The sequence below is a fragment of the Microbacterium sp. PRF11 genome (assembly GCF_031844085.1).
Classification (GTDB): domain Bacteria; phylum Actinomycetota; class Actinomycetes; order Actinomycetales; family Microbacteriaceae; genus Microbacterium.
In genome coordinates this window covers 535,927-548,416 of record NZ_JAUZUP010000003.1, presented here as the reverse complement: position 1 = coordinate 548,416, position 12,490 = coordinate 535,927, and the positions used below count along the sequence as shown (strand labels likewise).

General features: G+C 71.1%; 9 protein-coding genes. 4 read left to right on the top strand and 5 right to left on the bottom strand.

Going from position 1 to position 12,490, the window contains the following annotated elements:
* The 5 genes from Q9R20_RS11410 to Q9R20_RS11390 form a co-directional block, all read right to left on the bottom strand.
* Positions 1–591, bottom strand: a 591-nt coding sequence (locus tag Q9R20_RS11410) for a DUF2510 domain-containing protein (protein WP_311249444.1), incomplete at its 3' end; no start/stop codon positions are given.
* A 64-nt stretch (positions 592–655) separates the two neighbouring features.
* A complete protein-coding gene (locus Q9R20_RS11405; protein ID WP_311249443.1) occupies positions 656–4,105 on the bottom strand; it encodes an error-prone DNA polymerase in 3,450 nt (1,149 codons plus the stop codon).
* A gap of 33 nt (positions 4,106–4,138) precedes the next feature.
* A complete protein-coding gene (locus Q9R20_RS11400) occupies positions 4,139–5,683 on the bottom strand; it encodes a DNA polymerase Y family protein (RefSeq protein WP_311249442.1) in 1,545 nt (514 codons plus the stop codon).
* The gene (locus Q9R20_RS11395) at positions 5,683–6,399 is read right to left on the bottom strand and encodes a hypothetical protein (RefSeq protein WP_396653684.1); all 717 of its coding nucleotides are present in this window, start codon (positions 6,397–6,399) and stop codon (positions 5,683–5,685) included. Before Q9R20_RS11395 ends, Q9R20_RS11400 begins: the two co-directional genes overlap by 1 nt.
* Positions 6,400–6,540: 141 nt before the next feature.
* Positions 6,541–7,098, bottom strand: coding sequence for a cysteine hydrolase family protein (locus Q9R20_RS11390; protein ID WP_311249441.1), 558 nt, complete (start codon positions 7,096–7,098; stop codon positions 6,541–6,543).
* A gap of 226 nt (positions 7,099–7,324) precedes the next feature.
* Between Q9R20_RS11390 and Q9R20_RS11385 the strand changes: the two genes are divergently transcribed.
* The 4 genes from Q9R20_RS11385 to opgC are packed head-to-tail and all read left to right on the top strand — an operon-like array spanning position 7,325 to position 12,470.
* Positions 7,325–9,241: a glycosyltransferase family 2 protein gene (locus Q9R20_RS11385; RefSeq protein ID WP_311249459.1), complete on the top strand. Its 1,917-nt coding sequence runs from the start codon at positions 7,325–7,327 to the stop codon at positions 9,239–9,241.
* Position 9,242: 1 nt separating this feature from the next.
* Positions 9,243–9,578, top strand: a complete 336-nt coding sequence (locus tag Q9R20_RS11380) for an STAS domain-containing protein (protein WP_311249440.1) — start codon at positions 9,243–9,245, stop codon at positions 9,576–9,578.
* A complete protein-coding gene (locus Q9R20_RS11375; RefSeq protein ID WP_311249439.1) occupies positions 9,571–9,987 on the top strand; it encodes an ATP-binding protein in 417 nt (138 codons plus the stop codon). The genes Q9R20_RS11380 and Q9R20_RS11375 overlap by 8 nt, the downstream gene beginning before the upstream one ends.
* Complete coding sequence (gene opgC, locus Q9R20_RS11370) at positions 9,984–12,470, top strand: OpgC domain-containing protein (RefSeq protein WP_311249438.1); 2,487 nt, start codon at positions 9,984–9,986, stop codon at positions 12,468–12,470. Before Q9R20_RS11375 ends, opgC begins: the two co-directional genes overlap by 4 nt.
* Positions 12,471–12,490: the final 20 nt, after the last annotated feature.

The window sequence follows — 12,490 nt, the reverse complement described above, 5'->3', positions numbered from 1 at the left end:
CGCGGCGTGGGTCGGGGCGGCCGGGGCGGCGTCGGCCGGGGAGGTGGCGGTGGGCGGGGCCGGAGGGGTGGCCGGCGCGGCGCTCGGGGTGCCGTCCGTCGCCGCGGGCTCGACGATTCGCGGGGCCTCGGTCGCGCCCTCGGTCGCGGCCGCCGTCGACACGCTCTCGGGCGCCGTCGAGTCGGCGTCAGCATGCCCGTCGCCGGCGCGGGCGGCGCCCTGCGAAGCAGCGGCGTCGTGCGAAGCAGCGGCGTCATGCGACACAGCAGCGTCGTGCGAAGCGGGGGCTGCCGACTCGGTGGGCTCGGACGCGGTGAACGCGACGGCGGGGTCGTGACCGCGATCGACGTCGGAGTCGTACGCGGCGACGGCGGGGTCGTACGCGGCGACGGCGGGGTCGTGCGCGGCGACGGCGGGGTCGTGCGCCGCGTCGGAGTCGACGCTCTCGCGCGAGGGCTCGGCAGGCGCCGGCGCGGACCCGTCGGCCGCGCGCAGCTCGTCGGTCCAGCGGGCGCCGTCCCACCGGCGCAGTCCGCCGCCTCCCGCGGGGTCGGGATACCAGCCGTCGGGCGGGGTGGGAGTGTCAGTCATGTCGTTTCCCCTGTCAGGTGCGGAACCGGGCGAGATGGCCCGAGTCTAGTGATGGCGTCCGGCGTCACCGGAAGTCGCGGGACGCGTGGGCGACTCCTACGCGCAGATCGGTGAACCCGTCGGCGACGACGTTGGTCACGCCTTCGACCGACCGCTCGAGCATCCCCCGCACGATGAGCGCGGGCGATTCGCGGGCGACCCGTCGGTATCTGTTCCACACGCCCACCGAGCAGATGACGTTCATCAGACCGTGTTCGTCTTCGAGGTTGAGGAACGTGATCCCGGAGGCCGTGGCCGGCCGTTGCCGATGCGTGACGAGTCCCGCCACCTCGATGCGCCGGTCCGTCTCGAACGTGCGCAGCTCTCGAGAGGTGAGCACCCCGCGGGCGTCGAGCGCGGCGCGGAAGTGGGTCAGCGGGTGGTCGTCGGCCGAGAGACCCGTCGCCCACAGGTCGGAGGCGAGGATCTCGTAGCTCGACGGGTCGGTGAACAGCGGCGGCTGCACGGCCACGAGGGAGTCGGGGAGGAACTCCGGGCGGTCCAAGGCGGCCGAGCCCGACAACCAGATCGCCTCGCGGCGCGTGTGCCCGAGGCAGTCGAACGCTCCGGCCGTGGCGAGGGCCTCGAGCTGTGCGGTGACGAGTCCGGTACGGCGCACGAGGTCGCGCAGGTCCCGATAGGCGCCGCGCTCCTCGCGCTCGGCGACGATGCGCTCGGCGACCCTGGTTCCGATCCCGGTGACCCCGGCGAGTCCGAGCCGCACGGCGAATCCCCCGTCCCGGCGATGGGCGAGAGTCTCGTCGGGCTCCGAGGGGTCGAACTCCCCCGTCGGCGGCTGGGCCGCTCGGGCGCACGCGTCGAGTCCGGTCGGCGCGCCGCGCCCGGCGGCATCCCCCCGCTGCGCTCCCGCCCGATCCGGGGCGTCGTCCACCGCTTCGAGCGTCGCCTCGACGCCCGAACGCAGCAGATCGGGCCGGCGCACGACCACCCCGTGCCGGCGGGCATCGGCGGTGAGCGTGGCGGGCGAGTAGAACCCCATGGGCTGCGCACGCAGGAGCCCGGCGAGGAACGCCGCGGGATAGTGCAGTTTGATCCACGAGCTCGCGTACACGAGCAGCGCGAACGACAGCGAGTGCGATTCCGCGAACCCGAAGTTCGCGAACGCCTGGATCTTGGCGTACAGCTCGTCGGCGACACGGCCGACCAGCCCGTTCTCGGCCATCCCCTTGTACAGCGTCTCGCGCAGCGAGTCGATGCGTTCCAGCCCGCGCTTCGACCCCATGGCGCGGCGCAGCAGGTCGGCGTCTTCGGCGGAGCAGTTGCCGACGGCGACGGCCATCTGCATGAGCTGCTCCTGGAACACCGGCACCCCCATGGTCCGTTCGAGCACCGGGCGCAGCTTCTCGTGGACGTAGGTGATCTCCTCCTGCCCGAGTTTTCGCCGCACGAACGGGTGCACCGCGCCACCCTGGATGGGCCCGGGCCGGATGAGGGCGATCTGCACGACGAGGTCGTAGAACTTCCGCGGCTGCAGCCGCGGGAGCAGCCCCATCTGCGCGCGGGACTCCACTTGGAACACCCCGATCGAGTCGGCGCGGCACAGCATGTCGTAGACCGCCTTCTCTTCTTTGGGCAGGGTCGACAGCTCCCAGTCCTCGCCCGTCGCATCGCGGATCAGATCGAAGCAGTACTGCAGCGCCGCGAGCATGCCGAGGCCCAGCAGGTCGAACTTGACCAGCCCCATCCACGCCGCGTCGTCTTTGTCCCACTGGATGACCGTGCGGTTCTCCATGCGCGCGTGCTCGATGGGCACGACCTCGCCCACCGGACGATCCGTGAGCACCATGCCCCCGGAGTGGATGCCGAGATGCCGCGGCGCCTTCAACAGCTCGGACGCGAACTCGATGACCTGATCGGGGATGTCGTGATCGGCTCCCGTCTCGAGCGTCGCTCCCCACCGCTCGACCTGTTTGGACCAGGCGTCCTGCTGGCCCGGCGAGTGTCCGAGCGCACGGGCCATGTCGCGCACCGCGTTCTTCGGGCGGTACTGGATGACGTTGGCCACCTGCGCCGCCCGCTCGCGCCCATACTCCTGGTAGACCCACTGGATGATCTCCTCGCGGCGGTCCGAGTCGAAATCGACGTCGATGTCGGGCTCCTCGTCGCGCAGGCTCGACAGGAACCGCTCGAACGGCAGCTTGTAGAAGATCGAGTCGACCGCCGTGATGTCGAGCAGGTAGCAGACCGCGCTGTTGGCCGCCGATCCACGCCCCTGGCACAGGATGCCGCGGCGTCGGGCCTCGGCCACGATGCCGTAGACGATGAGGAAGTACCCCGGGAAGTCCTTCATCTCGATGACGCCGAGTTCGCGTTCGATCCGCCGCCGGTCGTCGTCGGACAGGTTCGGGTATTTGCGCGGGACGGCCTCCCACACCAGGTGCCGCAGCCACGACATGGGGGTGTGCCCCTCGGGCACCTTCTGCTTCGGCAGAGCGGGTTTGGCCCGACGCAGGGGGAAGGCGATCTCGTCGGCCAGTTGCACCGTGCGGGCCACCGCTCCGGGATACCGCCGGAACCGCGCCGCCATCTCGACGCCGGAGCGCAGGTGCGCTCCGGCGTGGGCGGGGAGCCACCCGTCGAGCTCGTCGAGACCGCGGTTCGCCCGCACGGCGGCGACCGCGGCCGCCAGCAGCTCTTTCTGCGGTGCGGCGTAGTGCACGTTGTTGGTGGCGAGGATCGGAAGGCCCCGCTCGGCGGCGAGACCGGCGAGCACGTCGTTGCGGCGGGAGTCGAGGGGGTCGCCCTGGTCCATGAGCTCGACGTAGACGGCCTCCGCGCCGAACAGGTCGACGAGGGTGTCGAGCTCTCGCGCGGCCCCGGCCGGCCCCTCGAAGGCGAGGGCCTGACGCACCGCCCCCTTCCGGCATCCGGTCAGCACCGCCCACTGCGGGTCGCGCGGTCCGCCGGCGCGCTCGGCGAGGTCTTCGAGGTCGTAGACCGGTCGCCCCTTCTCGGCGCCGGTGAGCTGCGCGTGGGTGATGGCCGCCGCGAGACGGTGATAGCCCTCTTCTCGTCGGGCGAGGACGAGCAGGTGGGAGCCGCCCGGATCGGCTTCTCCGTTCTGGGGGCCGGTGAGCCCGAGCGAGAGCTCCGCCCCGAAGACGGTGTTCACGGCGCGCTGCTCGGCGGCCTCGGCGAAACGCACGATGCCGTAGAAGCCGTCGTGGTCGGTGAGGGCGAGAGCGTGCAGCCCCAGCCGTTCGGCCTCTTCGACGAGTTCTTCGGGAGAGGACGCACCGTCGAGGAACGAGTACGACGAGTGCGCGTGCAGTTCGGCGTACGGCACGGTGTCGGACGGCCGCTCGATCGAGGGTGGTACGTAGGCACCGCGCTTGTGCGACCAGGCGGGGCTGTCGCCGCCGTCGCCGTTCGGCGGGGCGCCGGTGGGACGACGGGCGTCGCTGAGCAGGCGCTCGAGCTCCGACCACTTCACGGGAGGGTTGGTCCAGCCCATCAGCGCACCCCGATCCCGAGGCCGTGTCGCGCGTCAGTCATACCGCCCCTCCGCTCGCCACTCGCCCTCTTCCACCACCAGCAGCCACGCACCGCCATCGGCGTCGACCACCTGGAACCGGTGTGCCTTGCGTGCGCGCAGGGCATCCCATCCCCGCTCGTTGATCGGCCAGGGTCCCGCCCATTCGCTGATGCGCCGCCGCTGTCCCGCCGTCTCGAGCACGGCGGGTGGAGCGCTGAGCACGTCGCGTTCCCCGACCGTGACCGGCGCCCCCGCGATGTCGGTGACGCCCACCAGACGCGGTTCGGGATAGACGGTGGCGGGCAGGGGGTCGGGGAGGCTGCCCGGCCACGGCCGCGTCCGCACCTTCTCGGTGACCGCACGATCGCCCCACGGCACGAGCACCTGGCGCTCGGCGAGCCAGCGCCCGCCCCCGATCGTGGGGGTCACGACCCCGCGGTGCCCCAGCATGGCCTGCACGCGCGAGAGGGCGTGGTGCACGCGCTCGTCGGGCCCGGCGCCGAACAGCCCCTTGGCGTGGTGCGCCGCGGCGTCGACGGCCTCGGGCTCGATGTGCACGCCCGCGACACCGCTGCCGAAGATGCCCTGGGCGTCTTCGGCCAGCTGCCAGCGCACGCGGTCGACCACCCCCGCGGCGTCGAACGACCCGGGGTGCAGCCACACGCGCTCGCTGCGCTCACCCCGCTCCCCCGTGAGCACGACTCGCAGCTCGGTGCAGACGAGGTCGTGCGCGCCGAGCTGGGCGATGAACTCCTCGGCCGCGACGCGCATGCCGAACGCGATCTGGTCGGCGAGCTCGAGCGGCGGCTCGAACGCGACGTCGCGATGCAGCTCGGGCGGGGGCGTGCGCGGCTGGACCGGTTGGGAGTCGAGGCCCCCGGCAAGGGCGTGCAGGCGCACCCCTCTCTCGCCGAACCGCTCCCGCATCCGCTCGACCTGGAGTTTCGCCAGCTCGCCCAGGGTGTGCACGCCCAATCGCGACAGCAGGCTGCCGAATTCGTCGTCGTCGAGGGTGGCGATCGACAGGGGCGCGAGGAAGGCGGCCGCCCCACCGGGCTCGACGATGCGGACGGGGTCGTCGGGCCGCGTCGTGCGTGCGGCCTGCTCGGCGGTGAACACCCCGTCGGCGACGCTCGCGCGCACACCCGGGAAGCCGTCGTCGTCGAGCAGGCGGATCAGCATGCGAGCCGCCTCGAGCTCGCCGCCGTAGTAGCGGGCCGGTCCCCGTGCGCGGAGGGCGCAGAGGCCCGGCCGCACGACCTGCACCCCGGGGGCACGATCCTCGATCCGGGCGACGACCGGGGCGAACGCGCGCGCGTCACGCACCGGGTCGGCCGGGACCACCTGCAGCCCCGGACACAGCGCCTGCGCATCGCGGCGCTTCTGCCCGCGGCGCACGCCCTGCTCCCGCGCCGCCCACGAACACGCGACGACGACGTTGTTCGCGAACACCGCCACCGCGGCATCCGGTCGGGGCGGGCTCACGGCCTCGGCGAGGAACGCCGTGATCGGCCAATCGGGGAACCACAGCACGAGGCTGCGGGTGGGAGCGTGCATCACCCCACCGCCCGCACGGGGAAGGCGTCGCGTTCGCGCGGCATCAGGCGCTCGGCGGGAGCACCCAGCAGCTCGATCGAGCCGTCGGCGGCGGGCAGCAGCATGCGGGCGCGCCGGGCGTTCGGCGAACGGCGGCTGGTCACCGAGACGGTCAGCTCGCGGCCGGCGAGATACCCGTGCCCCTGCCCGATCCCCGACCACCGGGGGTCGGCCACGTCGATCACCGCCTCGGCCTGCGGCCACGCGCCCTGGACGAGCAGCACCGACCCGCGATCGCGCAGGCGCGCGGCCAGTCGCGTGGTTTCGGCGCCCCCGCGCGCGGCGGACGACCCGGCGGGAGGTCGCACGGCCACCACCGGCAGCACCTCGGTGATCGTCGCCGTCACGGCCAGCCACCGGGGGCCCGGATCGGGGATGAACACGAGTCGGTCGAGGTCGAGACCGTATTTCTCGGCGGCTTCGGCTCCGAGCTCGGGCATGCCGATCACCCCGCACCAGGCACCGTCTTGGGAGGGACGGGCCATGAGCGCCAGCAGGAGCGAGGCGGAACGGGCCAGTGCGTACGCCGACCCCGACCGCAGCCCCCCGCCGGGCAGCAACGGCGAGAACGCCGGGTGCGTCGGAAGAACGGGGGCGTCCATGCGCCGCCCCTGCATGCGTTCGAGGCGATCGCGCAGCGCATGGATGTCGGGTACGGCCTGTACCTGGTCTCTCACGATCGCCCTCACTCCCACAGGTTAGAACATCTGTTCGATGACCTCAATCCCTGTGGGTCGAAGATACGATCGACCTCCGACATCGCGTGGAAAGCCCCGATCGCGCGACAGAACGGGCGCGCTCGGCCCGAAGCTCCCGTCTCAGATCAGATCGGCTGTCGCGGCGATCCGCGCGAAACCTCCCTGCTGCAGCACCACGGCGGTGCTCGCCATGAGCTCGGCGGCCGTGCGCGTGACGGTACCCAGTCCCGCGATCTCTCCGCTCAGATCGAAGGTGCGCGTGGCATCCAGCACCACCGTTACCTCGTAGCCGAGGTTGCCGGCCATGCGCGCGGTCGTCTCGACGCACATGTTCGTCTGGATGCCGCAGATCACCAGCTCCCGGATGCCGTTCTCCTGCAACCAGGCGTGCAAGTCGGGGTCGCCGTAGAACGCCGAGTTGACGTTCTTCGACACGACGAGAGCGGCGGGGGCTGCGGCCACCGCCTCGACGAGGCCGTTGCCCTCCGCGTCCGGATGGAGCGGGGAGGCGGGAGACGCCGAATCGTGGCGCACGAGCACGATCGGCTCTCCGTCGCGGCACCAGGCGTCGATCAGGGCGCCGACGTGGCGCTCGCACTCGGGGTTCGCGGTCGGACCCCAGAAAGCGAGGTCGTCGAAGCCGCGCTGCATGTCGATGACGAGGAGGGCACGTGTCATGCCCCCATCCCATCATCCGCGTGAAGCGACACGGCCCGAAGAGACGAACCTTCTCGCTTCGACGACACGCACGTCAAGGATCGAGGCGAGCCGTCGCCCTTTCCCAGAAGATGAGAAGCAGACGGAAAGGTCCCCCCACGTGATCGTCGAAACCACGATTCGTCGCGACGACCTGCGACGACAGGCTCGGCGCCGCCAGCTCGCGCGGACGCGGCGGCTCGCGCTCGTGCGCATCGTCGTGGTCCTGTCGTTCGCCACAGGGTTGAACTACATCACCTGGAGGTGGCTCGCCTCGGTGAACTGGGAGTCGTGGTGGATCGCCGTCCCCCTGGTGCTTGCCGAGACGTACAGCCTCATCGACTCCCTGCTGTTCGGTCTGGGTGCGTGGCGGTTGCGCGAGCGCCACGACGCGCCCCCGCTGAAGCACGACGTCACCGTCGACGTGCTCGTGACGACGTACAACGAGCCGCTCGATCTGGTGATGCACACCGCTCGAGCCGCGAAGGCGATCCGCTACCCGCACGAGACGTGGATCCTCGACGACGGCGACCGGCCCGAGTTGCGCGCCCTCGCCGAGGCCGAAGGCATCGGGGTCGTCACCCGCTCCGAGGCGTGGCGGAACCGCCCGCGGCACGCGAAAGCCGGAAACCTCAACAACGCGCTCATGGTCACCGAGGGCGAGTTCCTGCTGATCCTGGATGCCGACCAGGTTCCCTCCCCCGACATCCTCCATCGCACCCTCGGGTGGTTCGAAGACGAGCGCGTCGCCCTCGTCCAGACACCGCAGTGGTTCGTCAACGTCCCGGTGAGCGATCCCCTGGGCAGCCAGGCCCCCCTGTTCTACGGCCCGATCCAGCAGTCCAAGGACGGCTGGAACGCGGCCTTCTTCTGCGGGTCGAACGCCATCCTCCGCCGCGAGGCGCTGATGCAGCTGGGCGTCTCGCGCTACGTCGGCGAGGTCACGCTCGCGGTCAACCGCGGCATCCGCTCCTCGCGTCGGGTCCTGGCCCGCGCCCGCCGCGAGTACGGCTCCGACCCGCGGATCGCGGCGTCGCTCGACGCGGTCTCCGACGCCCTCGACGACCTGAAGACCGGTATTGCCCGCGGGGACGCCCTGGCCGACCTCACCTACGCGTTCCAGCGCCGCATCCTCGAGGTGCGCCGCGAACTCGCCGACCAGGACATCGCCGGCGTCCGTGCCGAGCTCGCCGAGCTGGCGGCCGTCACGGGCGATCCCGCCGCTCTCGCCGCGATCGACGACCTCGCCCTCGACGCCCTCGGCGAGCGGAGCCTCTCGCCCCTGGCGGCGGTGGAGTCGGTGAGCATGCTCGTGGACTCCTTCGACGTCGGCCGCGAAGAGGAGGCGCAGGCCATCATGCCGCTGGCCACCATCTCGGTCACCGAGGACATGGCGACCTCGATGCGCCTGCACGGACTGGGCTGGAAGTCGGTCTATCACGACGAGGTCCTGGCGAAGGGGCTGGCCCCCGAGGACCTGCCCACGATGCTGACGCAGCGCCTGCGCTGGGCGCAGGGCACGATGCAGGTCATGTTCCGCGAGAACCCGCTCGTGCAGAAGGGCCTGAGTTGGGGTCAGCGCCTGATGTACTTCGGCACGATGTGGAGCTACCTTTCCGGTTTCGCCGCGCTGGTCTACGTCGCCGCGCCCGTGCTGTACCTGTCGTTCGGGGTCATGCCGGTGCAGGCGTGGAGCGTCGACTTCTTCGCGCGCTTCATCCCCTTCTTCGTCATCAACCAGGTGCTGTTCCTCGTGGTCGCCAACGGCCGGCCGACCTGGCGGGGCGCCCAGTACTCGCTCGCGCTGTTCCCGGTGTGGATCCGCGCGGTCACCAGCGCGTTCGACAACGTGTACCGCGGGCGGTCGCTGGGCTTCTCGGTGACGCCGAAGACGCGCTCGCTCGAGAACCGTCCGCGGTGGGATCTGGTGAAACCGCAGCTGTGGGTGATGGGCGCGATGGTCGCCTCGCTCGGGGTGGTCGCGATCCGCTACGCCGCGGGCCAGGCCGAGGGCATCGCCCCCCTGATCAACATCGCCTGGGTCCTGTACGACCTCGCCGTCTTCAGCATCATCGTGCGCGCGGTGCTGTACTCCGCCTCCGACCACCAACCGAAGGGTTACTGACATGCTCCAGGTCGACATCGACACGCGCGACGGGGGCACCGTCGTCATCCCCCGCGGCCGGCTGACGATGGTCTCCGCGAAATCCTTCCGCGAGACGGTGACCGCCGAGATCGACCGCGGTTCCGGCGAGATCGTCGTGGTCGACCTCTCGCAGACCGAGTTCGTCGACTCGTCGGGCCTGGGCGCCCTCGTCGCCTGCCTCAAGACGGCTCGGCAGTCGGGCGGCGACCTGCGCCTGGCCGCTCCCTCCGAACAGGTCACGATGGTGCTCGGGCTGACCAATCTCGATCGCGTGCTGCGTCCGCGCCCGAGCGTCGACGAGGCCTTCCGTGACTGAACCCGCCGCCCGCCGCTCCCTGGAGACGGCGGTGGCCCCGGAGAGCCTGGACGCGGTGTTCGACCTGCTCGCGCAGTGGTGGCCCGAGGTGGGTGAGGTGCCCGCCGTGACCCGCTTGGGTTTCGAGACGGCCGTGATCGAGATCGCGGGCAACATCGTCGAGCACTCGCGGGGGGATGCCGCGGCGCGACGATTCACCCTGGAGCTGTTCGCGGATGCCGAGGTGCTCGCCGCGACGTTCCGCGACGACGGGGATCCGCCGCTGCTGGATCTGGATGCCGTGCGCATGGCGGACGAGGACGAGGTCAGCGGACGGGGCCTGGCGCTGGCCAGCGCGACCGTCGACGACGTCGCTCTGCGACGCGACGGCGACCGGAACGTGTGGACCCTGGAGTCGAAGAGACGGTGAGGCGGACCGGACAGCGGGTCGCCGCGGCGCTCGGAGTCACCGCCGCGCTCCTTCTGACGGTGGCGGCTCCGGCCGCCGCCGCGGTCCCCGCCGACGACGGGGTGCGCTTCGGTCCCGAGCTCAACTGGGGCGACGACGGTCCGGACGGCTACCGCGGCCGCCTCGGTGAGCAACCGGCGATGTATAGCGTGCGTCTGTCCTATCCGCTCGATGCCCGGGCCGACGCCGAGTGGGAGCGTGCCGCGACGCAGGTCGCCCGGCAGGGTGCCGGCCTCGTGCTGACCCTCGAGCCGACGGTGGACCTCGACGATCTCACCGACGACGACGCCGCCGAGCTGAACGCGCGGCTCGAGAGCTACCGCTCGCAGAACGACGCGGTGCAACTGGTGCGCTTCGCCCCCGAGATGAACGGGTCGTGGGTCTCGTGGGGGCAGCAGCCGACCGCCTACGTGCGCGCGTTCGAGCTCGTGGCTGATGCGATCCACGCCGGTTCCTCGGAGGCGGAGACCGTGTGGAGCCCGTCCTATGCCGCGGGATACCCCTTCGAGCGTGCCGACGGTCGCCTCGACGACGTCACCGCGCGTGACCGGGTCACCCTCGACACGGACGGCGACGGCCTCATCACCGAGGCCGACGATCCGTACGGTCCGTACTTCCCGGATGCCGACGCGGTCGACCGGGTCGGACTGTCGATGTACTACTTCGGCAAGGGCGAATCGGCGGCAGCGGCGGGCCGAGACGTCCCTCTCGAGACGAACAGCGCCCCCGCCGACGGAGAGGTCGCCGCGCGCTTCGACGAGAGCTGGGGCTACGCCACCGGCCAACGCTCCTCGTTCTACGACCGTTTCGCGGCCGGCGAGGACAAGCCGATGCTGCTGGACACCGGGGCGCTGTACGACTTCGCGCGCGAGGGCGACACCGAGCTCGCGGTCAAGCAGGGCTGGTGGCGGCAGGTCCTCGCGGAGCTCCCCGACCATCCGTTGCTCACCGGGATCACCTGGCTCGAGGTGGCCCGGGAGGAGGCCGAGGCGGGCGGTCAGGTGGTCGACTGGCGGGCGACCGCGAACGGCGAACTCGCCGCGGCGCTGCGCGCCGACCTCGACGCCGCGGGGCTGATCCGCTGGGGCCCCGTCACCACGGTCGTCACCCCCGAGGAGGCCTCCGCCGCGACCGTGCAGGTCCGCCAGGGCGGGGCCGAGCCGAACGACGAGATGAACTGGATCACCGGCAGCGCGGCGGTGCTGGCCGTGGCCTTCCTGGCATCCGGGATCGTGGGCCGCGTCTTCCCGAAATGGCGCTACGACGATTCCTCCGCGAGCCGCGATCTGCGCATCGACATGATCCGCGGCTTCATCATCGTGGTCGTGGTGGTCACCCATATCGAGGTGACGAGTCCCTTCGCCTACGCCTCGCTGAAAGCGGTCGGGGCGATCACCGGCGCCGAGCTGTTCGTCCTGCTCAGCGGCATCGTGCTGGGCATGGTGTTCCCGGCCGCCGTCGCACGCGGCGGCGAATGGGCTGCCGCCCTGGCCGCGTGGGGACGCGCACGGAAGCAGTACCTGGTCGCCCTGGCCGTCATCCTGCTGATCTTCGCGGTCGGCTTCGTCCCCTTCGTCGACACGTCGGCGATCTCGACGTTCACCGACCGCGGCACCGGCGAGGGCGGTACCGGCGACAGCGGACGCGTCTACGATCTCTACCCCAACGCCGAGCGACTGCTGGACTACCCGCCGCCCTGGTACGCGGTGCGTCAGTTCCTGCTGCTCGAGATGGGCCCGTGGCCGTTCAACATCATGGGCCTGTTCGTCGTGCTGAGCCTGGCGTACCCCGCGCTGATGTGGCTCATCAAGAGGAAGCTGTGGTGGCTCGTCCTGGCACTCAGCTGGGGTGTCTACGCCCTCCACTACCTCGCACCCGAGGCCCTGCGCCTGCCCTCGCAGTTCGACGCGGTGTTCCCCTTGGCGCTCTGGCAGGTGCTGTTCACCCACGGCCTCGTGATCGGCTTCTACCGTCGGCGGATCATCCGCGCCCTCACCTCGATCCCGGGCAAGATCGGCACGGGCGTGTTCGTCGTCGGCTACGCGGGGTTCCTGGTGTACCTCTGGGCCGGACAGACCTACGGCTTCGAGCCCGTCCCCTTCTCCGCCGATCTGTACGGCTCGCTCTACGATTCGGGATATCAGCGGATCTTCCTCGAGTGGGGCCGCCTGATCGACCTGCCCCTGGTCATCATGTGCTCCTACGCGGTGCTCACCGTCGCCTGGAAACCACTGTCCACGAGCATGGGCTGGCTGTGGATCCCCCTCGGCCAGGCGAGCCTGTACGTGTTCATCGTGCACGTCTTCTTCGTGCTCGCCGTCGCGAACATCCCCGGGCTCGACCGCAGCAGTCTCTGGCAGGGCACGCTCATTCACAGCGTCGTGATCGGACTCATCCTCTTCATGGTCCGCAAGCGCTTCCTCTTCTCCGTCATCCCGCGGTGACGCCGGGCACGATCCCGGAT

Excerpts from the sequence above, each read along its gene's own strand:
- Q9R20_RS11380 (WP_311249440.1), top strand. The coding sequence starts at position 9,243 with ATGCTCCAGGTCGACATCGACACGCGCGACGGGGGCACCGTCGTCATC.
- Q9R20_RS11390 (WP_311249441.1), bottom strand. The coding sequence starts at position 7,098 with ATGACACGTGCCCTCCTCGTCATCGACATGCAGCGCGGCTTCGACGAC.
- Q9R20_RS11400 (WP_311249442.1), bottom strand. The coding sequence starts at position 5,683 with ATGCACGCTCCCACCCGCAGCCTCGTGCTGTGGTTCCCCGATTGGCCG.
- Q9R20_RS11405 (WP_311249443.1), bottom strand. The coding sequence starts at position 4,105 with ATGGGCTGGACCAACCCTCCCGTGAAGTGGTCGGAGCTCGAGCGCCTG.